Source organism: Clavibacter nebraskensis NCPPB 2581 (genome assembly GCF_000355695.1).
In the GTDB taxonomy this organism is placed as follows: Bacteria; Actinomycetota; Actinomycetes; order Actinomycetales; family Microbacteriaceae; genus Clavibacter; species Clavibacter nebraskensis.
This window is the reverse complement of the sequence record NC_020891.1, coordinates 2,386,827-2,405,698: the sequence shown is the minus strand read 5'-3', so window position 1 is coordinate 2,405,698 and position 18,872 is coordinate 2,386,827. Positions and strand designations below refer to the sequence as shown.

22 protein-coding genes are annotated in these 18,872 nt (G+C 74.6%); 13 read left to right on the top strand and 9 right to left on the bottom strand.

The window, feature by feature from the left end; all coding sequences use genetic code 11:
- Positions 1 to 34: 34 nt before the first annotated feature.
- Complete coding sequence (locus tag CMN_RS11240; protein ID WP_015490931.1) at positions 35 to 808, bottom strand: isocitrate lyase/PEP mutase family protein; 774 nt, start codon at positions 806 to 808, stop codon at positions 35 to 37.
- A 320-nt stretch (positions 809 to 1,128) separates the two neighbouring features.
- Between CMN_RS11240 and CMN_RS11230 the strand changes: the two genes are divergently transcribed.
- The 6 genes from CMN_RS11230 to CMN_RS11205 are packed head-to-tail and all read left to right on the top strand — an operon-like array spanning position 1,129 to position 5,168.
- Positions 1,129 to 2,424, top strand: a complete 1,296-nt coding sequence (locus tag CMN_RS11230) for a molybdopterin molybdotransferase MoeA (protein WP_015490930.1) — start codon at positions 1,129 to 1,131, stop codon at positions 2,422 to 2,424.
- Positions 2,417 to 2,914, top strand: coding sequence for a cyclic pyranopterin monophosphate synthase MoaC (gene moaC, locus CMN_RS11225; protein WP_015490929.1), 498 nt, complete (start codon positions 2,417 to 2,419; stop codon positions 2,912 to 2,914). Before CMN_RS11230 ends, moaC begins: the two co-directional genes overlap by 8 nt.
- The gene (locus tag CMN_RS11220; protein WP_015490928.1) at positions 2,911 to 3,450 is read left to right on the top strand and encodes a MogA/MoaB family molybdenum cofactor biosynthesis protein; all 540 of its coding nucleotides are present in this window, start codon (positions 2,911 to 2,913) and stop codon (positions 3,448 to 3,450) included. The genes moaC and CMN_RS11220 overlap by 4 nt, the downstream gene beginning before the upstream one ends.
- Positions 3,447 to 3,878 carry a molybdenum cofactor biosynthesis protein MoaE gene (locus CMN_RS11215; protein WP_015490927.1) on the top strand — a complete coding sequence of 144 codons (432 nt, stop codon included), beginning with the start codon at positions 3,447 to 3,449 and terminating at the stop codon, positions 3,876 to 3,878. The genes CMN_RS11220 and CMN_RS11215 overlap by 4 nt, the downstream gene beginning before the upstream one ends.
- Before the next feature lie 49 nt (positions 3,879 to 3,927).
- Complete coding sequence (locus CMN_RS11210; protein ID WP_012039000.1) at positions 3,928 to 4,662, top strand: glycosyltransferase family 2 protein; 735 nt, start codon at positions 3,928 to 3,930, stop codon at positions 4,660 to 4,662.
- Positions 4,659 to 5,168, top strand: coding sequence for a DUF2304 domain-containing protein (locus tag CMN_RS11205; RefSeq protein ID WP_015490926.1), 510 nt, complete (start codon positions 4,659 to 4,661; stop codon positions 5,166 to 5,168). Before CMN_RS11210 ends, CMN_RS11205 begins: the two co-directional genes overlap by 4 nt.
- On the opposite strand, the gene CMN_RS11200 is transcribed toward CMN_RS11205, so the two are convergent.
- The 4 genes from CMN_RS11200 to CMN_RS11185 form a co-directional block, all read right to left on the bottom strand.
- Positions 5,057 to 5,554, bottom strand: coding sequence for a GtrA family protein (locus CMN_RS11200; RefSeq protein ID WP_015490925.1), 498 nt, complete (start codon positions 5,552 to 5,554; stop codon positions 5,057 to 5,059). The two genes, CMN_RS11205 and CMN_RS11200, sit on opposite strands and share 112 nt — an antisense overlap.
- Entirely contained in the window at positions 5,551 to 7,272 is a 1,722-nt protein-coding gene (locus CMN_RS11195; protein ID WP_041465294.1) for a DUF2142 domain-containing protein, read from the bottom strand. Before CMN_RS11195 ends, CMN_RS11200 begins: the two co-directional genes overlap by 4 nt.
- A gap of 137 nt (positions 7,273 to 7,409) precedes the next feature.
- Positions 7,410 to 7,580 carry a hypothetical protein gene (locus CMN_RS15140; RefSeq protein ID WP_015490923.1) on the bottom strand — a complete coding sequence of 57 codons (171 nt, stop codon included), beginning with the start codon at positions 7,578 to 7,580 and terminating at the stop codon, positions 7,410 to 7,412.
- A gap of 165 nt (positions 7,581 to 7,745) precedes the next feature.
- Positions 7,746 to 9,041, bottom strand: coding sequence for an MFS transporter (locus tag CMN_RS11185; protein ID WP_015490922.1), 1,296 nt, complete (start codon positions 9,039 to 9,041; stop codon positions 7,746 to 7,748).
- 146 nt (positions 9,042 to 9,187) lie between these two features.
- Here CMN_RS11185 and CMN_RS11180 point away from each other — a divergent pair, with 146 nt between their 5' ends.
- The gene (locus CMN_RS11180; protein WP_015490921.1) at positions 9,188 to 11,005 is read left to right on the top strand and encodes an ABC-F family ATP-binding cassette domain-containing protein; all 1,818 of its coding nucleotides are present in this window, start codon (positions 9,188 to 9,190) and stop codon (positions 11,003 to 11,005) included.
- A gap of 12 nt (positions 11,006 to 11,017) precedes the next feature.
- On the opposite strand, the gene CMN_RS11175 is transcribed toward CMN_RS11180, so the two are convergent.
- Positions 11,018 to 11,239 (bottom strand): hypothetical protein, encoded by a 222-nt coding sequence (locus tag CMN_RS11175; RefSeq protein ID WP_041465293.1) that lies wholly within the window; start codon positions 11,237 to 11,239, stop codon positions 11,018 to 11,020.
- Between the two features lie 62 nt (positions 11,240 to 11,301).
- Entirely contained in the window at positions 11,302 to 11,568 is a 267-nt protein-coding gene (locus CMN_RS15340; RefSeq protein WP_231853748.1) for a hypothetical protein, read from the bottom strand.
- A gap of 937 nt (positions 11,569 to 12,505) precedes the next feature.
- Between CMN_RS15340 and CMN_RS11165 the strand changes: the two genes are divergently transcribed.
- The 3 genes from CMN_RS11165 to CMN_RS11155 are packed head-to-tail and all read left to right on the top strand — an operon-like array spanning position 12,506 to position 15,133.
- Positions 12,506 to 13,438: a MetQ/NlpA family ABC transporter substrate-binding protein gene (locus tag CMN_RS11165; protein WP_015490920.1), complete on the top strand. Its 933-nt coding sequence runs from the start codon at positions 12,506 to 12,508 to the stop codon at positions 13,436 to 13,438.
- Positions 13,435 to 14,472 (top strand): methionine ABC transporter ATP-binding protein, encoded by a 1,038-nt coding sequence (locus tag CMN_RS11160; protein WP_015490919.1) that lies wholly within the window; start codon positions 13,435 to 13,437, stop codon positions 14,470 to 14,472. Before CMN_RS11165 ends, CMN_RS11160 begins: the two co-directional genes overlap by 4 nt.
- A gap of 1 nt (position 14,473) precedes the next feature.
- Positions 14,474 to 15,133 (top strand): methionine ABC transporter permease, encoded by a 660-nt coding sequence (locus CMN_RS11155; RefSeq protein WP_015490918.1) that lies wholly within the window; start codon positions 14,474 to 14,476, stop codon positions 15,131 to 15,133.
- Positions 15,134 to 15,173: 40 nt separating this feature from the next.
- Here CMN_RS11155 and CMN_RS11150 read toward each other — a convergent pair whose 3' ends face one another.
- Positions 15,174 to 16,070, bottom strand: a complete 897-nt coding sequence (locus CMN_RS11150) for a LysR family transcriptional regulator ArgP (RefSeq protein WP_015490917.1) — start codon at positions 16,068 to 16,070, stop codon at positions 15,174 to 15,176.
- Positions 16,071 to 16,139: 69 nt separating this feature from the next.
- Between CMN_RS11150 and CMN_RS11145 the strand changes: the two genes are divergently transcribed.
- Genes CMN_RS11145 through CMN_RS11135 form a run of 3 tightly spaced genes read left to right on the top strand, consistent with a single transcriptional unit; the run spans position 16,140 to position 18,323 of the window.
- Positions 16,140 to 16,943, top strand: a complete 804-nt coding sequence (locus tag CMN_RS11145; RefSeq protein WP_015490916.1) for a LysE/ArgO family amino acid transporter — start codon at positions 16,140 to 16,142, stop codon at positions 16,941 to 16,943.
- A gap of 2 nt (positions 16,944 to 16,945) precedes the next feature.
- Complete coding sequence (locus tag CMN_RS11140) at positions 16,946 to 17,959, top strand: LLM class flavin-dependent oxidoreductase (protein WP_015490915.1); 1,014 nt, start codon at positions 16,946 to 16,948, stop codon at positions 17,957 to 17,959.
- 7 nt (positions 17,960 to 17,966) lie between these two features.
- On the top strand, positions 17,967 to 18,323 hold the full coding sequence (locus tag CMN_RS11135) for a TraR/DksA family transcriptional regulator (protein WP_015490914.1): 357 nt from the start codon (positions 17,967 to 17,969) through the stop codon (positions 18,321 to 18,323).
- Positions 18,324 to 18,330: 7 nt separating this feature from the next.
- On the opposite strand, the gene CMN_RS11130 is transcribed toward CMN_RS11135, so the two are convergent.
- Complete coding sequence (locus tag CMN_RS11130) at positions 18,331 to 18,831, bottom strand: MarR family winged helix-turn-helix transcriptional regulator (protein WP_015490913.1); 501 nt, start codon at positions 18,829 to 18,831, stop codon at positions 18,331 to 18,333.
- Positions 18,832 to 18,872: the final 41 nt, after the last annotated feature.

Sequence of the window (18,872 nt, the reverse complement as noted above, 5' to 3'; positions counted from 1 at the left end):
CCACCGCGCCCCGGTCGGCGTCGACGGGACGGGGTCAGTTGAGCGGCCGCGTCCCCTCGGGCAGCGTGCCGCCCGCGTAGAGGTCCTTCGCCGTGTCCTGCAGCGCGGTGAGCGCGACGCGCTGGGTCCACGGGCCGTAGGAGATGCGCCCGACGCCGAGCTCCTCGAAGCGCGCGGGGGAGAGCGATCCGGGGACGCCGATGACGGTGAGGCGCTGCGGGCCGACGGCGTCGACGAGGGTGCGCACCTCGTCCTCCGTGAGCGGGCCCGGCACGAAGACGCTCGTGGCCCCGGCGGCCATGTAGGCGCGCGTGCGCTCGACGGCGTCGGCCAGGATGTCGGACCGGTCCCGGTCGCCGCCCAGCACGTACGCGTCGGTGCGGGCGTTCAGCGCGAACGGCACGCCCTCGGCATGCGCGGCGGCGACGGCGGCCTCGACCGCGCGGATCGAGTCGTCGAGGGGGCGCATGCCGTCCTCCAGGTTCGCGCCGACGACGCCCATGCCGATGGCGCGGCGCACGGTCTCGCCCGCGTTCCCGTAGCCCGACTCGAGGTCGGCGGAGACGGGCTGCTCGACGGCGGCGACGATGCGGCCGATCATGTCGAGGTGGAGGTCGAGCGGGATCTTCTCGCCGTCCTCGTAGCCGAAGGTGGCGGCGATGGAATGGCTCGCGGTGGCGAGCGCCTTCGTCTCGGGGAGCGACCCGATGGCGGCGGCGGTGATGGCATCCCACACGTTCACCACCCTCAGGAGCTCGGGTGCGGTGTGGAGGTCGATGAGGGTCTGCCCGCGGGCGGCGATGGTCATGACCCGACCCTAGGACGGCCGGGCGCCGCGCGGCAGGGGCGGCTTCGGGGAGGCGGACACGTCTCCGTCGACGAGGCCTGGGGAGGAGCAGCGGTGGGATCAGCGCGCGCGGGCCGCGGCGGATCGCACGGCCGAGACGGCCAGGCCCGCGCCCGCCGTGAGGAGCGCGAGCGCCGCGACGAGCAGCAGGAGGCCGAGGTCGGGACCGTCCGTGTACACGATGACCCCGGCGACGCCCAGCGTCCGGGGCGGTGGACGACCGAGCGTCGGGATCCGGCGGCGACCGGAGACGACACGGCCGAGTCGGGGATGATGGGGCGATGACCCCCGACCGCCCCGCTGGCCGCCGACGACGCACGGTCGACGAGCACCGCGCGGCCGTGTCTGCGCTCCTCGCCCCGCTCGCCGACCTGCCCGCGGAGGAGCTGCCCGTCTCCGCCGAGGCGCTGGCGGCGGATCCGCACCGGTACGCCGACCGCGTCCTCGCCCGCGACGTCGTGAGCCCCCTCGACCTGCCGCCCTTCCGCAACTCGCAGATGGACGGCTACGCGGTGCGCGCAGCCGACCTCGCCGGCGCCACCGACGCGCGCCCCGCCGCCCTCCGCATCGCTCCCCGGATCCCCGCCGGCGTCGCCCCGGCACCCCTCGCGCCCGGCACCGCCGCCCCCTGCATGACCGGCGCGCCCGTCCCGCCCGGCGCCGACGCGATCGTGCCCATCGAGGCCGCGATCCCCGACCGCTTCGTCGACGAGACCACGACCGACGTGACCGTCTCCTTCGCCGTCCCCGTGGATCCGGGCGCCTTCGTCCGGGTGCAGGGCAGCGACCTCGCCGCGGGCGCCGTGCTCGTCGCCGCGGGCACGCGCCTCCTGCCGGCCCACTGGGGCGTCCTCGCCTCGGCCGGCGTCGCGACCGTCGCCGTGCGCCGCCGACCGGTCGCCCTCCTCCTCTCCACCGGACTCGAGCTGCGGGGGCCCGGCGAGGAGCTGGCGCCCGGGCAGATCCACGACGCCAACTCGGACGCGCTCGCCGCGGCCCTCACGGCCGCCGGAGCCGACGTCCGGACGATGCGGGTCGCCTCCGACGATGCCGACCGGGTGCGCGACGCCCTGCGCGACGCGGCCGCCGGGATCGACCTCCTCCTCACGACGGGCGGCGTCAGCGCCGGCGCCTACGAGGTCGTGCGCGACGTCCTGGAGGGCGGCGGCGTGGAGTTCGTCTCGGTCGCGGTGCAGCCAGGCGGGCCGCAGGGGCTCGGGACGGCGGAGGTCGGCGGTGCGCGGATCCCCGTGGTCGCCTTCCCCGGCAACCCCGTGAGCGCGCTGGTCTCCTTCGAGCTGTTCCTGCGTCCCGTGCTGCGTGCCCTCGCCGGGCACGCGCGTCCCGGCCGCCCGTCGCGCGAGGCGCCGCTCGCCGCCCCGCTCGACTCGCCCGCCGGCAAGCACCAGGTGCGGCGCGGGCGCCTCGACGCCGACGGCCGGGTCGTCGCGGTCGGCGGACCCGGATCCCACCTCCTGCACGCGTACGCGACCGCCACCCACCTCGTCCACATCCCCGCAGGTCTCGACCGGCTCGAGGCCGGCGAGCTCGTCACCGTCTGGAGCATCGATGACTGATCCCGCCACGAGCGCCGCCGCGCCGTCCCTCACCCACCTGCGGCAGGACGGATCCGCGCACATGGTCGACGTCACCGACAAGGCCGTCACGAAGCGCCGCGCCGTCGCGCAGGCCGTGCTCGTGACCCGGCCCGACGTGGTCGCGTCCGTCATCGCGGGCGACCTCCCCAAGGGCGAGGCGGTCGGCACGGCCCGCATCGCGGGGATCATGGCGGCGAAGCGGACGTCGGATCTCATCCCGCTGTGCCACCCGCTGCCGCTCGGCCGCATCGAGATCGACATCACGGGGGCCGACGACCGGCTCACCGTGGTCGCGGACGTGAGCACCACGGGCGTCACGGGCGTCGAGATGGAGGCGCTCACCGCGGCCTCGGTCGCCGCGCTCACGCTCTACGACATGGTCAAGGCGGTGGACGCGCGGGCCGTGATCACCGACGTGCTCGTGCGCGAGAAGCAGGGCGGCAAGTCCGGCGACTGGGAGCGGGCATGACCGCGGCGGATCCGCGCGGCCGGGCGGTCGTGATCGTCGCCTCCACGCGCGCCGCGGCGGGGGAGTACGAGGATCGCACGGGTCCCGTCATCGCCGCGTGGCTCGCCGAGCGCGGGTTCGTGGTGGGCGCGCCGGTCGTGCGCGCCGACGGGTCCGGGGTCGCGGCCGCGCTCGCCGAGGCCGTCGCGGGCGGCGCGCGCGTGATCCTCACCACGGGCGGCACGGGCATCACCCCCACCGACCGCACGCCGGAGGCGACGGCGCCGCTGCTCGACCTCGAGATCCCCGGGATCATCGAGGAGGCCCGCCGCATCGGCGTCGCGCACACGCCCACCGCGGTGCTCACGCGCGGGCACGCCGGGCTCGCGGGCGGCGCCTTCGTCATGAACCTCCCGGGCTCGCCGGGCGGCGTGCGCGACGGCCTCGGCCTCCTCGACGGGATCCTCGACCACGTGCTCGAGCAGGCCCGCGGAGCCGTGCACCCCGCGACCGACCCGGACGCCGACGCGGCACCCGCCGCCGGGAGCGCGTCGTGACCGCCGACCGCGTGCTCTTCGCGCGCATCGCGGGCGGCGCGATCCGCGTCGAGGACTGCGCCGACGCCGTGCGCGCCGACGACGCGGGCGCCGTCGTGACCTTCGAGGGCGTCGTGCGCGACCACGACGACGGCCGCGGCGTCCTCTGGCTCGACTACTCCGCGCATCCGGCCGCCCGCCAGGCGATCCGCCAGGTCGCGCTCGACGTGTCGGCGCGCCACCCCGGCGTGCGGATCGCGGTCGAGCACCGCATCGGCCGGCTCGGCATCGGCGACGTCGCGCTCACCTGCGCCGTCTCCTCCGCGCACCGCGCCGACGCCTTCGCCGCGTGCGGCCTGCTGGTGGACGAGGTCAAGCAGCGCGTCCCCATCTGGAAGCAGCAGGCCTTCGACGACGGCACGAGCGAGTGGGTGGCGTCCCTCGGCTGACCCGGCGATCCCGCGCCGGCGCTCGGCGGCGGCTTGCTACCCTCTCAGCATGCCCGCCAGCCTGAGCACGACCCTCATCGTCATGCCCGCGTACAACGAGGAGGAGGCGGTGGGCCAGGTGGTGCGGGAGGTCCTCGACACGCTCCCCGGCATCGCCTGCCTGGTGGTGAGCGACGGATCCAAGGACCGCACGGTCGAGGTCGCCCAGGCCGCGGGGGCCCGCGTCCTCGAGCTGCCGTTCAACCTCGGCGTCGGCGGCGCGATGCGCGCCGGGTTCCGCTACGCGCAGCGCCACGGCTTCGACAACGTCATCCAGATCGACTCGGACGGCCAGCACAACCCGGAGAGCGTGCCGCAGCTGCTCGCCGCGCTCGAGCGCAAGGACGTCGTCATCGGCGCGCGTTTCGCCGGGGAGGGCGACTACGAGGTCTCCGGTCCGCGCAAGTGGGCGATGAGGTTCCTGAGCTTCACCCTCAGCCGCATCGCGCGCACGCCGCTCACCGACACGACCTCCGGCTACCGCGGATCCGGCCCCCGCGCCGTGGCGCTGTTCGCGGAGAACTACCCGGCCGAGTACCTCGGCGACACCGTCGAGTCGCTGGTCATCGCGGCCCGTCACGGCCTCACCATCGAGCAGGTCCCCGTCTCCATGCGGCCCCGCGCCGGCGGCGTCGCCTCGCACAACCCGGCGAAGGCCGCCATCTACCTGGCGCGCGCGGGCATGGCGCTCGTGATCGCCCTCATCCGTCCCATCAGCCGACCCGTCAAGGCGGTCACCGCGTGAACCCCACCAGCTACGTCTTCACCCTCGTCGCGGCGCTCCTCGCCGTGGGCGTCGTGATCGAGCGCCTCCGTCGGCGCCGCCTCCGGGAGCGCCATGCCGTGTGGTGGCTGGTCGCGGGCATCGTCGCGCTCGTCATCAGCGTCTTCCCGCCGCTGCTCTCGGGCGCCGCCCGGTTCCTCGGCGTGCAGGAGCCGCTCAACCTCGCGTTCTTCGCGAGCATCGTCGTGATCTTCCTGGTCTGCGTGCAGTTCAGCGCCGAGCTGACGGACCTGGAGGACAAGGTGCGCCGCCTCGCGGAGGAGAGCGCCATGACGGACCTGCGCCTGCGCGACCTCGAGCAGGAGGCGCGGGCCGGCCGCGCGGACGCGACGCCCGCGTCGCCCGCCGAGCGGGATCAGCCGGCGGCGGGATCCGAGGGGCGCGGGTCGTCCGCATCGCCGGCGTCGCCCGACGCGCCGACCCCCGCCGCGTCCCCCGAGCGGTCCGCGAACACCCAGAACCTGTAGGCCGCGTAGTTCCAGAGGGTCGTGAGCGCCGTCGACACGAACTTGCCGACGATGTAGCCGAGGCCGATGCGGTCGAACAGCTCGATGACCAGCACGGTCGCGAGCGAGTTCACCGCCACGAGCACCCCGTACTTCCAGAGGCTGTGCCAGTCCGAGCGCTGGTCGCGGAACGTCAGGAAGCGCTGCATCACGTAGCTGACGACGAGGCCCGCCCAGAACGAGGTCGCGCTCGCGGCGGCCAGCGGCCAGCCGAGGAGGTCGCGGCCGACGATGAGCAGGCCGAGGTCGACGACGAAGGCCGCTCCGCCCACCGCGAGGTAGACGAACGGCCCGTAGAGGCGACCGGAGCGGAAGCGCGCGAGGCGGCCGGGGATCCCGGTGCTCATGCGTCGCGCGTCCCGTCGGCGGTCGTGCGGGTCGTCGCGTGCGCCTCCGGGACCGGGACGGGATCGGCGTCGGCGCGCGCCTCGGCGGACGCGGACACGATTCCGCGGCCCGGGTCGGGGGCGGTCGGCAGGCCCACGCCCGGGAGCCCGCGGGGTCCGGCGTCGAGCGCGGCCTCGGCCGGGGCGTCGCGTCGGGCGGCCAGCACGGCGAGGAGCAGCGCGGCGCCCGCGACCACGGACCCCGCGGCGATGGCGAGGATCCACGGCTCGACGCCCACGACGGGCGGCGACCAGCGGGGCCGCAGCACCAGGTCGGACCACGACGCGCTGAGGCCCACGGAGTTGCGGCGCAGGAAGGTCATGAGGCCCACGAACGCGGCCGCGGCGTGGACGACCGCGACGAGCACCAGGATCCGCCGGCGCACGAGGGCGGGGACCCGGTCGAACGCGGGCGCGGCGACCACGGCCGCGACCATGATCAGCAGCAGGTACGCGGGCAGGTCGTAGCGGCCCTGCCACACGAACCCGGACTTCGTCACCGACGACGCCTGCACGAGCGCCGGCAGGAGCACGAAGCCGACGAGGGCGACGACGACCGCGCGTCGCCCACCCTTCGCGGACGGGATCATGAGGGCCGCCGCGACGATGACGCCCCAGCCCACGAAGTAGGGGAAGACCGCGTACGACGGGATGGCGGTGTCGAGCCAGCCGAAGTTGCCGACCATGTCGCGGGCGTAGTCGAAGGTGCGCTCGAGCATGATCACGAGGCCCTCGCCGAAGCTGGTGCCCGCGCGCTCGTAGACGCCGACGGCCGCGAGCGAGCCGGTGCGCAGGATCCAGACGATCGCGAGCACGGTCGATGCCGCCACGACGCCCACCGCCGTGAGCACCTGCGGCCGGCGGAGGTACGCCCAGGAGCGGGACCACCCGACGAGGCAGGCTCCCGCCACCACGACGACGCCGAGCCACATGGGCGAGAGGCCGCGCGCGTGCACGAGCAGCCCGCCGGTGACCGCCAGGAAGGCCGCGGTGCGCCAGCCCACGGGCCCGCCGCGCACGAGGCCCGAGACGTAGGCGGCCGCGAACGCCGCGGTCGCCGCGATCTCGAAGGCGTTGGGGTTCACGGATCCGAACAGCGAGTGCGTCATGGGCGTGAGCGCCGCGAAGGTGGCGAGCACGGGGAGGACAGGGCGCGGCAGGCGCGCGAGGTACGCCAGCGCTCCCGCGGCGAGCAGGGTGCAGAGGAGCGCGCTCACGAGGCGCATCCCGAAGACTGCCGTGGTGCTGCCGCCCCAGATGAGCGTCGGCCAGCCGACGAGGAGGTAGTAGACGGGGTCGTAGAGGCCGGCGCTCGTCTCGGTGGAGACGATGCGGTCGGCCGCGTCGCCGGCGGGGAATCCGGGCGCGCAGTCCGCCGTCCTGTCGCCGTCGTGCCGTGCGCACGCCGAGGGGTCCGAGTACGCGACACCCGCGGGCACCTGGACCGTGCGCACCTGCGGGTCGTCGGTCACGTCGCCGAGGAACTGGCCGCGGACCACGGAGGCCGCCTTGTTCATGTGCGCCGGCTCGTCCGGGCTCGCGCCGAGCGGCGTCGTGACCGCCCACAGCGCGCTGAGCACGCCGATCCCGATGAGGGCCGCGAGGAACACGAGGAGCGACGCCCTGTCCGGCCGGCCGTCGGTGCGCGGGGCGCGGGCGTGCGGGGGCGTTCGCATCATGGTCTCTCCGGGACGTGCAGCGCGTGCGGACAGGAGCGGCCGGCGGGCCCCCTGCGGACGGCGACCTGCACGTGGCGGTCCCGCGGTCCGAGACGAGGATAGCCCGTCGTCGTCCGGGGCCCCGGAGCGGGCGGGTGCTACGCCTTCGGGGTCTTCGCGGAGTTGTAGCGGCGGCGGAGGCTGCCGAGCACGATGGTGCCGAGGATCAGGATGATGCCGATGATGCCGAGCCAGATGAGGCCCTTGATGGCGAAGCCGACCACCGTGAGGATCAGCCAGAGGACGAGCAGGACGACGATGAATGCCATGAGGGTCTTCCTTCGATTCGCGGGCGGCCGGACGGGGCGTCAGCCAGGAGGGCACGGGCGGCGGACGAGGTGGAGTGGGCCGCTCGGCGCCCCGATGCTACCCCGGACCGGCCCGCCCGCGGACCCGCCCGGCGGCGCCGTTCGGCCCCCTGCCCGGGGTGGCCGTCAGGACACGGCAGCGGCGTCGAGGGCGTCGGCGATGCGCTCCGCCCGGCGCGTGCGGCGCCCGGTGAGCTGCAGCACGAGGGCGACGAGGGCGCTCGCCGCGACGAACGCGCCGTAGACCGTGAGCACGATCGGCAGCCCGTCCGCCTCGACGAACACGCCCGCGACGATGCTCGGCACGCCGAAGGCGAGGTAGCTCGCGACGTAGACGGAGGAGAGGAGGCTCGCGCGCTGGTCGACGGGCGCCTCGGCGAGCACGAGCCGGAGACCGGCCTGGAAGCCCGCGCCGAAGCCGACGCCGCCGATCACCGCGGCGACGCCGAAGAGGGGGAGCGACGCGGTCCAGATCGCGGCGCCGAGGCCGACCGGCCCGAGCACGAGCGCCACCACGCCGACGATGAGGCTGCGGCGGGCGTCGCGGGTGCGGATCACGATGCCGGTGATCGCGCCCGTGCCGGTGAACAGGGCGATCGCCGTGCCCGTGAGCGCGGCGCTGTGCAGGCCGAACGTGGTGCCGAGCACGGATCCGATGAAGGCGAGGAACATGCCGCCGAGCGCCCAGCTCGCGATCATGCCGCCGACGACCGCGGTGAACACGGCGCGCGCCGCGCGCGGCACGGCGACCGACGGCACGAGCGAGCGGAGCGCGCCCGCGCGGCGCGGCTGGCGCTCGGGCACGAACGCGACGGCGACGCCCGCGACGACCATGAGCGCGGCGAGCACGACGAACACGGTCTCCTCCGGCGCGGGTCCGTAGGCCACGAGGAAGCCGCTGCCGAGCGCGCCCACCGTGAGTGCCGCGGGCGGCACGACGCCGTTGAGGAACGCGGCGAGGCCGGAGCGGCGGGTGGGCTGGTGGTCGATCATGCCCGCGCCGAGCGCGCCCGTCGCCAGGCCGATGGCGAGCCCCTGGAGGATGCGGGCGATCACGAGCGCGAACCCGTCGTGCGCGAAGGCGAACACGAGCATCGCGGCGGTGGAGACGGCGAGGGCGCCGAGGATCACGGGGCGACGCCCGATGTGGTCGGAGAGCCGGCCGGCCGTGAGCAGCGTCGCGAGGAGGCCGGCGACGTAGACGGCGAACACGATCGTGAGCACCACGGGCGGCAGCGCCCACTCCTCCTGGTACACGGGGTAGAGCGGCGAGGGCGCGGCGCCGGATGCGACGAGCACGAGCAGCGTCAGCGCGTAGACGAGGAGGCCGGCGGCGGACTCGCGGCGGACCGGCGAGGCGGCAGGTGCGGTGCTCGCGGACGCGACGGGGGTCGATGCGGTGTCGGTGCCGGTGGTCGTCATGCGCGCTCCTCGCGGTGGGCTGGTCCCCGCGCGGCGGCGGGGCGGGTCGCTCCCCGTCGAGCGCGCGGCCCTCACGGGTCACGATGGGGACCAACGGCGGGCACCCCGCAGGTATTCCCCGGGCGGGGGTCACCTAGGCTCGTGCGGTGGCCCATCTACTGGGAGCCGAAGCGCTCCACCTCGAGTTCCCGACGCGCGTGATCTTCGACGACGTGACCATCGGGGTGAACGAGGGCGACCGCATCGGCATCGTCGGACGCAACGGCGACGGCAAGTCGACCCTCCTCTCCCTCCTCGCCGGACGCCTGGAGCCGGACTCCGGCCGCGTCACCCGCCGCCGCGGGATCACGATCGGCGTGCTCGACCAGAGCGACACCCTGCCCGACGGCCAGACCGTCGGCGAGGCCATCGTCGGTGGCATCGACGAGCACGAGTGGGCGGGCAACCCGCTCGTCCGCGACGTGATCGACGGCCTCGCCTCCGACGTGCCGTGGGACGCCGACGTCGCGAACCTCTCGGGCGGCCAGCGCCGCCGCGTCGCGCTCGCGAAGCTCCTCATCGGCGACCACGACATCCTCTTCCTCGACGAGCCCACCAACCACCTCGACGTCGAGGGCATCGCCTGGCTCGCCGGCCACCTCCGCCGCCGCTGGGCGCCGAGCTCCGGCGGCCTCATCGTCGTGACCCACGACAGGTGGTTCCTCGACGAGGTCGCGAACGCCACGTGGGAGGTCCACGACCGCCTCATCGAGCCGTTCGAGGGCGGGTACGCGGCGTACATCCTGCAGCGCGTCGAGCGCGACCGCAGCGCCGCCGTCTCCGAGGCGAAGCGCCAGAACCTCATGAAGAAGGAGCTCGCGTGGCTGCGTCGCGGCGCCCCCGCGCGCACGGCCAAGCCGAAGTTCCGGATCGAGGCGGCCAACGCCCTCATCGCCGACGAGCCGCCCGCCCGCGACACGGTCTCGCTCGCGTCGATGGCGATGCAGCGGCTCGGCAAGGACGTCGTCGACCTCCTCGACGTGTCCGTCAGCTACGGCGAGAAGCAGATCCTGAAAGACGTCGAGTGGCGCATCGCGCCCGGCGAGCGCACCGGCATCCTCGGCGTCAACGGCGCGGGCAAGTCCACCCTCCTCTCGCTCGTCGCCGGATCCCTCCAGCCCACCACCGGCAGGGTCAAGCGCGGCAAGACCATCAAGGTCGCCGTGCTCACGCAGCAGCTCGACGAGCTGAAGGACGTGCTCGAGGACCGCGTGTCCACCGTCATCGGCCGCCAGCGCACCACCTACGTCGCCGGCGGCAAGGAGATGACCCCCGGCCAGCTGCTCGAGCGCCTCGGCTTCACGAGCGCGCAGCTGTCCACGCCGGTGAAGGACCTCTCGGGCGGCCAGAAGCGCCGCCTCCAGCTCCTGCTCATCGTGCTCGACGAGCCGAACGTGCTAATCCTCGACGAGCCCACCAACGACCTCGACACCGACATGCTCGCCGCCATGGAGGATCTGCTCGACTCGTTCCCCGGCACGCTCCTCGTCGTGAGCCACGACCGGTACCTCATCGAGCGCGTCACCGACCAGCAGTACGCGGTGATGAACGGCAACCTGCGCCACCTCCCCGGCGGCGTGGAGCAGTACCTGAAGCTCCGCTCGCAGCCCGGCAACGCCGAGAAGGCGACCGTCGCCCGGCCCGACGAGGTCGGCGGCCAGGCCACCGCGACGCTGGGCGTATCCGGTGGCGCGCAGCTCCAGGGCGCCGAGCTGCGGAACGCGCAGAAGGAGCTCGCGAGCATCACGCGGAAGCTCGAGAAGGCCGACATGCGCCGACGCCAGGCGCTCGACGCCATGGCCGAGCACGACCCGAACGACTACGACGGGCTCGGCAAGCTCAACGAGGGCGTGCGCGCCATCGAGGCCGACGTCGAGGAGCTCGAGAGCCGCTGGATGGAGCTCAGCGAGCTGCTCGAGGGCTGATCCGCCGGGCGGTCAGCAGGCGAGCTGCGCGGGCGGGGCGCACGACGCGACGCCGGAGCCGGGCTGTCCCCCCTCCGCGGGGGAGGACGCGCGCTCGCGGCGGGTCAGCTCGGCCGCTGCGCGGATCCACCGCTCGTCGTTCTCGTCGGCGCCCTGCGCGTAGACGAGCTGCCGGAGCGCGTCGAGCGGGAGCGCGGTGAGGCCGTCGCCGGATCCCGGCATGCGTGCGTCCATGGCGGTGTCCCCTTCGCCGCGTCGACCCTCCCACACCGCCCGCGCGGTCCGGCGCGGCAGACTCAGTACGCGAGGATGCGGTCCGGCGTGGTGAGCGTGATGAGGTCGTCGCCCGACCAGGTCGCCGTGACGTCGCCCGTGATCATGCCGGTCGAGCCGTCGCGGTTGCGCGACGGGAACTCGGTCGTCCACGCGATGCGGAGGCCGTCGGACGCGACCCGGTCGGGCGACGCGCACGTGACGACGCCCGCGCCGCCGCTCGGGAAGACGAGCAGGCACAGGTCGCCGGTGACGGAGAGCCCGGCGTACAGGCCGACGCTCGTCTGCACCGCGCGGGTCGAGGTGGCGTCGACGTCCGCGCGGACCGCCTTGGGCGGCCGGTCGCCGTCCTCCTGCGGGCCGTCGAAGATCGTGCCGACCGGGCGGCTGCGCTGGTCGGACGTGGAGTCGGGGCCGAGGAGCGCGGTGCCGTCGGCGCTCGCCGCGGGGGCGGGGGAGGATCCGGCTGCGGCCGGGGGCGCGTCGGCGCCGGGGCGCGGCGTGCCGTCGGCGGAGGTCGTGTCGGCGGATCCGCTGCCGAGCGACGCGCCGACCGCGCCTCCCGCGGCGAGGCCGACCGCGAGAGCGGCGGCGACCCCGAGGAGGACGCGACGGGATCGGCGGGGCGGCGCGGAAGGCGCGTCGGCGTCGTCTGGGGTCGTGTCGCCCGCTGCGGCCGCCGGCGACGCCGAGGCGTCCGTCCGGTCGTCGTCGTCGGATCCCCGAGCGCCGTCGTCCGCGGCCGGCCGGGACGCGCGCTCGCGGCGGGCGAGCTCGGCGGCCGCGCGGATCCACCGCTAGTCGCCCCCGTCGGCCCCCTGCGCGTAGACACGCCGCCGGAGCTCCTCGACGGGGAGCGCGGAGAGGTCGTCGTCCTCCTCGTGCATGGGCACCTCCGTGGCCGACCCTGCCACATCGCACGGCCGGTGCGGGGTGTCCCCGTGTTACGGCCCGGTTCGACACGCCCCGGCCCGGCCGCCTAGCGTCGAGGTGCTGCAGGGACGCGGCCATCGGCCGTCGTCGGCGTCCCGCACTGCACGCGGGGACGTCGTCCCGTGCACGCCTCCCGTGAGGCATCCCGTCCGGAGGCCCTGGCGCGTCCGCTCGACCGGGTCGGCGCGCGCACCCGCGCGTCATCCGCCGGGCACCGCATCCCCGACTCCCCGCACGAACGCATCCGCACCACCACCGGACAGCACCGGCACCCGCACCACCGAGAGGACCACCATGACCACCCAGGCACCCCTGATCGACGCCCCGAAGCGGAGGAACCGCCTCGGCCTCATCATCGGCGCGGTCGTCGTCGTCCTCGCGGTCGTCGGAGCCGTCCTCTTCGCCGTCGGCGCGTTCTCGGGCGGCGGCAAGGCCGTCAAGATCGGCGTCGTCGGCGCGAGCGACCCGCAGTGGCCCCTCTTCGTCGAGGCGGCGAAGGAGCAGGGCATCGACGTGGAGATCGTCGACTTCACCGAGTACCCGCAGGTGAACCCGGCCCTCAGCGAGGGCGAGATCGACCTCGACCAGTTCCAGCACCTCGTCTACCTCGCGCAGTACAACGAGGGCGCGGGCGAGGACCTCGCGCCCATCGGCGCCACGGCGATCTACCCGCTCGGGCTGTACTCGTCGAAGCACGGGTCGGTCGCCGACATCCCGCAGGGCGGCACCGTGATCCTGCCGAACGACGAGTCGAACCTCGCCCGCGGCCTCCTCCTGCTCCAGCGCGAGGGCCTCCTGGCGCTGAAGGGCGGCGGATCCAGCGTCTCCACGCTCGACGACATCGACCAGGCCGCCTCGAAGGTCCGCGTCACCACGGTGGACGCCGCGCTCACCGCCACGTCGCTGCCGGACGCGGACGCCGTCATCATCAACAACGACTTCGTCACCGACGCGGGCCTCACCGCCGACGACGCGATCGCGCATGACGACCCCAGCGACCCGAAGGCGCTCGCCTACGTCAACGTCTTCGCGGCCCGCGCTGCCGACGCCCAGAACGAGACCTACCTGAAGCTCGCGCAGATCTTCCGCGACACCCCCGCCGTGGTCGACGCGGTCGTCGAGAACTCGGGCGGCACCGCCATCCCGCTGCAGACGCCGGCCGACGAGCTGCAGACCCTCCTCACCACCACGGAGAAGGCCGTCGCCGAGAAGAAGGCGGCTCGATGACGGACGCCCCTCACGTCTCCCTGCGCGGCGTCGGCAAGCAGTATCCGCCGCGCGCGAAGGGCGAGCCGGCCCTCGAGGCGCTCGCCGACGTCGACCTCGACATCCGCCGCGGCGAGGTGTTCGGGATCATCGGCTACTCGGGCGCAGGCAAGAGCACGCTCGTGCGGCTCGTGAACGCGCTCGAGCGGCCGACCGTCGGCACCGTCTCGGTCGACGGCCGGGAGATCCAAGGCCTACCCGAGCGGGAGCTCCGGAAGCTGCGCCTCGGCATCGGCATGGTCTTCCAGCAGTTCAACCTCTTCACCTCGAAGACCGTGTGGGGCAACGTCGCGTACCCGCTCACGGTCGCGGGCATGCCGAAGGACCAGCAGCAGCGGCGGATCAGCGACCTCCTGCACTTCGTCGGCCTCGCCGACAAGGCGCACGCCCGCACCGACGAGCTGTCCGGCGGGCAGAAGCAGCGCGTCGGCATCGCCCGCGCGCTCGCGACGAGCCCCGCGATCCTCCTGGCCGACGAGGCCACGAGCGCGCTGGATCCCGAGACCACGAGCGAGGTCCTCGCGCTCCTGCGCCGGGTCAACGAGGAGCTCGGCGTCACCATCGTCGTCATCACGCACGAGATGGAGGTCATCAAGTCCATCGCCCACCGCGTGGCCGTCATGGACTCCGGTCGCGTCATCGAGCAGGGCGCGGTCTTCGACGTGTTCTCCCGGCCGACGAGCGACGCCGCGCGCCGCTTCGTGTCGACCGTGGTCGCGGGCGTCCCCGAGACCGAGGAGGTCCAGCGCCTCCGCCGCCGGCACCCGGGGCGCCTCGTCACGCTGTCCTTCGCGGACGGCGGCGCCACGCAGGCCGAGGTGTTCCAGGCGCTCGCCGCCGCGGGCATCGCGTTCGAGGTCGTGCACGGCGGGATCACCGACATCCAGGGCCGCACCTTCGGCAACCTGACCCTCGCGCTCGGGGGCGACCCCGCGCGCATCGACGAGGTGCTCGCGGCCGACCGCGCCGGCGTCACCGTGACGGAGGTGGTCTGAGATGGACGCGCTGAACCCGCTCCTCCCGCTCCTCGGCCAGTCGGCGGTCGAGACGCTCGTGATGGTGCTGCTCACGCTGCTGTTCGGCGGGCTCGGCGGCCTCATCATGGGCCTCGGGCTGTACCTGACGCGCCCGAGCAGCCTGCTCCCGAACCGGCCCGTGCTCGCGGTGCTGAACCTGGTCGTCAACACCTTCCGGCCGATCCCGTTCATCATCTTCCTGGTCGCCGCCCAGCCCCTCGCCCGCCTGGTCACGGGCAACGGCATCGGGCAGCCGGCGATCATCTTCACGCTGTCGCTCGGGGCGTCCTTCGCGATCAGCCGCATCGTCGAGCAGAACCTGCTCACGGTGCAGCCGGGCGTGATCGAGGCGGCCCGGTCCGTGGGCGCGAGCCCCGTGCGGATCATCTTCACGCTGCTGATCCCGGAGGCGCTCGGGCCGCTGATCCTCGGCTACACGTTCGTCTTCGTCGGCATCGTCGACATGACGGCGGTCGCGGGCGCGATCGGCGCCGGCGGCCTCGGCAACTTCGCGATCGTCTACGGCTACCGGCAGTTCGAGCCGGTCGTCACGTGGGCGGCGGTGCTCATCATCATCGTGCTCGTGCAGGTGGTGCAGTTCGCCGGCAACCGGATGGCCCGGGTGGCGCTCCGGCGCTGATCCGTCTGCGCGTCCGCTGCCAGCCGTGGCCGCCCGCTCCTCACCGGAGCGAGGCGGCCGCGGCGCGCACGTGCCGGGTGAGGTCGCCGAGCACGGGGGAGTCGACGCTCCAGCGCTGCCAGTGCAGGGCCACGTCCACGTGGGATCCCGCGTCCAGCGGCACGAGCGCGCCCGACGCGACGAGCTCCTCGCTCTGCAGGTCGGGCAGCATGCCCCAGCCCATGCCGAGCGTGACCGCCGTGACGAACTCCGCCGACGACGGCACGTAGTGCCGCGGCTGCCCGGCGGGCGCGCGCCGGCCGCGCAGCCAGCGGTCCTGCATGGCGTCCTTGCGGTCGAACATCACGAGCGGCGCCACCGCCAGCGCGCTCGGGGTGGGCCCGTCGGGCAGGTGCGCGGCGACGTAGGCGGGCGTCGCGAGCGCGCGGTACCGCATCCGGCCGAGCCGCTCGGAGGTGCAGCCCTGGACCGGGTCCTTCACGCTCGTGACGGCGGCCATCGCGGATCCGTCGCGCAGCAGGTCGAGGGAGTGGTGCTCGTCCTCGCGCAGCACCTCGATCGCCTGGCCGGTCTCGGCGGCCAGCGCCGCGAACGCGGGCAGCAGCCAGGACGCGAGCGAGTCGCCGTTGACGACGACGGGCACGGCGGCCGTCCCCGCGCGGGGAGCGTCGCCCTCGCCCACGCCGAGCAGCCCGTCGAGGTCGCGCTCGAGCAGGAGCACCTGGCGCGCGTGCCGCAGCACGGCGTCGCCCGCCTCGGTCGTGGTCGCGGGGCGGGTGCGGCGGAGGAGCACCCGGCCGGCGCTGCGCTCGAGCGCCGTGATCCGCTGGCTCACCGCGGAGGGCGTGAGCCGGAGCGCGCGGGCGGCCGCGTCCAGCGTGCCCGTGTCGATGACGGCGGCCAGGGTGCGCAGGTGCTCGGTGCGGATGTCCATCATCAGCGATGCTAATGGTGCCGCAGGAAGATGAGCGGGTCTGATGCGCGCCCGGTGCCTAGCGTGGAGGCCATGCACCCGCTCGCGCACGCGCTCTCCGGCTTCGGCCTCGGCTTCTCGCTCATCGCCGCGATCGGCGCGCAGAACGCGTTCCTCCTCCGGCAGGGCACGCGGCGCGAGCACGTGCTCGTCGTGGTGCTCATCTGCGCGGTCTCGGACGTGATCCTCATCGGCCTCGGCGTGGCCGGAGTCGGCGCGCTGATCGAGGCGGCGCCCGTCGCGATCGTCGTCATCCGCATCCTCGGCGCCTGCTTCCTCGCCGGCTACGCGGCGCTGTCGCTCCTCCGGGCCGTCGCGCCGCAGGGTCTCGCGGTCGCCGTGTCCGCGCCGCGTGCGCTCGGCACCGTGGTCGCCGCGTGCCTCGCGCTCACCTGGCTGAACCCGCACGTCTACCTCGACACCGTCCTCCTCGTCGGATCCGTCGCGGCCGGCCACGGCGACGGCCGCTGGGCCTTCGGCGTCGGCGCGATGGTCGCGAGCTGCGTCTGGTTCACGCTGCTCGCGACCGCCGCCCGGGTCTTCGCGCCCGTGCTCGCCCGGCCGGCCGCCTGGCGCGTGCTCGACACCGTGATCGCCGGCGTGATGCTCGTGCTCGCCGTGCAGATCCTGCTGCCGCTCGTGCCGGCCGGGCTGGGGGAGGGGACGCGGATCGCCGTCGCCACCGTCGTGTGCGCGCTGCTCGCCGGTGTCGTGGCCGCGTGGTCGGTCGCGCGTCGGCGTCGCACGGCGACGGTGAGCGCCGCGGACGCGCCCGCCGCCCCCGCCTCCGCCTCCGCCGGGCTCGGAACACCCGAGGCATCCGCGCTGTTGGGATGAGCATGACCGTCCCGCTCTCCATCCTCGACCTCGCCCCCATCGCCCCCGGGGAGACCGCCCGCGACAGCTTCGCCGCCTCCGTCGCCCTCGCCCAGCAGGCCGAGCGCAGCGGCTACCGCCGCGTCTGGTACGCCGAGCACCACAACATGGCCTCGATCGCGTCCAGCGCCACGAGCGTCCTCATCGCCCACGTCGCGAGCCAGACGTCGACCATCCGGCTCGGATCTGGCGGCGTCATGCTGCCGAACCACTCGCCGCTCACCATCGCGGAGCAGTTCGGCACGCTCGAGACGCTGCACCCGGGACGCATCGACCTCGGCCTCGGCCGCGCCCCCGGCAGCGACCAGGCCACGTTCCGCGCGCTCCGCCGCGACCCCGGATCCTCCGACCGCTTCCCCGAGGACGTCGTCGAGCTGCAGGCGTTCCTCGCCGGCGAGAGCCAGGTGCCCGGCGTGTCCGCGACGCCGGGCGTCGGCACGCGCGTGCCCCTCTACATCCTCGGATCCTCGACCTTCGGCGCCCAGCTTGCGGCCGCCCTCGGACTGCCGTTCGCGTTCGCGTCGCACTTCGCACCCGACATGCTGCTCGACGCGATCGCCATCTACCGCCGCGACTTCCGCCCGTCGGAGCAGCTCGACGCGCCCTACGCGATCGCCGGCATCAACGCCATCGCGGCCGACGACCGGGCCGACGCCGAGCGCCAGTTCGCCGACGTCCGCCGTGCCCGCCTCCTGATGCTGCTGCGCCAGAGCGGCCAGATCCCGGCCACGCAGACGTTCACCGACGATGAGCTCGACCGGCTCCTCGAGGCGCCCGTCGGCGCGCACGTCGCCAGCATGATGACCTACACGGGCATCGGCACGGGCGCCGAGGTCTCCGACTACGCGAACCGGTTCGCGGAGCAGGCGGGCGTCGACGAGGTCATCGTCGGCCACGCGTCGCAGCGGACGCCCGAGCGCCTCCGCTCGGTCGAGCTGATGGCGGACGCGCACGCGCTCGTCCGCGTCGCCGCGTAGCCGGCCGGTGGCCGACGACGCCGCGGCCGCTCCGGCGGACCCGCGCGCGGCCCTCGCCGCGCTGCGGGCCGACACGCTCGCGCTCATCCGCGGCCTCGACCGCGACGTGGCGGCGATCGTCGAGGCCCGGCAAGACGCCAACTCCGACGACGAGCACGACCCCGAGGGCGCGACCCTCGCGTTCGAGCGCTCGCAGTCCGACGCGATGATCCGCGAGGCCCGCGAGCGCCTCGCGGACGTCGACGCGGCCGTCGCGCGCCTCGACGCGGGGACCTACGGCCGCTGCGAGGTCTGCGGCGAGGCGATCCCCGCGGGCCGGCTCGAGATCCGCCCGGCTGCGCGCCGCTGCGTCGCGCACGCCTGAGCGGGCGTCAGGCCCCGTCGTCGAGGTCGAGGATCAGCTGCCGCAGCAGCCCCGCGAGCACGTCGCGGTCGGTGCCCGGCATCGTGTCGAGGAGCGTCGCCTCCTCGGCGACGAGCCGCGTGATCGCGGTGTCGACGCGCGTGCGCCCCGGGTCCGACATGACCACGAGGATGCCGCGTCCGTCGTGCGGATCCGTCCGCCGCTCCACGAGCCCGCGCGCCACGAGCCGGTCGATGCGGTTCGTCATGGTGCCCGAGGAGACGAGCGTCTGCTGCAGCAGGGCCTTGGGGCTGAGCTGATACGGATCGCCCGCCCGCCGCAGCGCCGACAGCACGTCGAACTCCCACGACTCCAGCTCCGACTCCTGGAACGCCGACCGCCGCGCACGCTCCAGCAGCCGCGCCAGGCGGCCGACGCGTGACAGCACCTCGAGCGGGGAGAAGTCGAGGTCGGGCCGCTCGCGCCGCCATGCGTGGACGATGCGGTCGACCTCGTCGCGGCTGGGCATCCCCCCATCATGCCGGTCCGGGGCGTCCGCCCGGTCGCTAG

Excerpts from the sequence above, each read along its gene's own strand:
- CMN_RS11240 (WP_015490931.1), bottom strand. The coding sequence starts at position 808 with ATGACCATCGCCGCCCGCGGGCAGACCCTCATCGACCTCCACACCGCA.
- CMN_RS11230 (WP_015490930.1), top strand. The coding sequence starts at position 1,129 with ATGACCCCCGACCGCCCCGCTGGCCGCCGACGACGCACGGTCGACGAG.
- moaC (WP_015490929.1), top strand. The coding sequence starts at position 2,417 with ATGACTGATCCCGCCACGAGCGCCGCCGCGCCGTCCCTCACCCACCTG.
- CMN_RS11220 (WP_015490928.1), top strand. The coding sequence starts at position 2,911 with ATGACCGCGGCGGATCCGCGCGGCCGGGCGGTCGTGATCGTCGCCTCC.
- CMN_RS11210 (WP_012039000.1), top strand. The coding sequence starts at position 3,928 with ATGCCCGCCAGCCTGAGCACGACCCTCATCGTCATGCCCGCGTACAAC.
- CMN_RS11200 (WP_015490925.1), bottom strand. The coding sequence starts at position 5,554 with ATGAGCACCGGGATCCCCGGCCGCCTCGCGCGCTTCCGCTCCGGTCGC.
- CMN_RS11195 (WP_041465294.1), bottom strand. The coding sequence starts at position 7,272 with ATGATGCGAACGCCCCCGCACGCCCGCGCCCCGCGCACCGACGGCCGG.
- CMN_RS15140 (WP_015490923.1), bottom strand. The coding sequence starts at position 7,580 with ATGGCATTCATCGTCGTCCTGCTCGTCCTCTGGCTGATCCTCACGGTG.
- CMN_RS11185 (WP_015490922.1), bottom strand. The coding sequence starts at position 9,041 with ATGACGACCACCGGCACCGACACCGCATCGACCCCCGTCGCGTCCGCG.
- CMN_RS11175 (WP_041465293.1), bottom strand. The coding sequence starts at position 11,239 with ATGGACGCACGCATGCCGGGATCCGGCGACGGCCTCACCGCGCTCCCG.
- CMN_RS11165 (WP_015490920.1), top strand. The coding sequence starts at position 12,506 with ATGACCACCCAGGCACCCCTGATCGACGCCCCGAAGCGGAGGAACCGC.
- CMN_RS11160 (WP_015490919.1), top strand. The coding sequence starts at position 13,435 with ATGACGGACGCCCCTCACGTCTCCCTGCGCGGCGTCGGCAAGCAGTAT.
- CMN_RS11155 (WP_015490918.1), top strand. The coding sequence starts at position 14,474 with ATGGACGCGCTGAACCCGCTCCTCCCGCTCCTCGGCCAGTCGGCGGTC.
- CMN_RS11150 (WP_015490917.1), bottom strand. The coding sequence starts at position 16,070 with ATGATGGACATCCGCACCGAGCACCTGCGCACCCTGGCCGCCGTCATC.
- CMN_RS11145 (WP_015490916.1), top strand. The coding sequence starts at position 16,140 with ATGCACCCGCTCGCGCACGCGCTCTCCGGCTTCGGCCTCGGCTTCTCG.
- CMN_RS11140 (WP_015490915.1), top strand. The coding sequence starts at position 16,946 with ATGACCGTCCCGCTCTCCATCCTCGACCTCGCCCCCATCGCCCCCGGG.
- CMN_RS11130 (WP_015490913.1), bottom strand. The coding sequence starts at position 18,831 with ATGCCCAGCCGCGACGAGGTCGACCGCATCGTCCACGCATGGCGGCGC.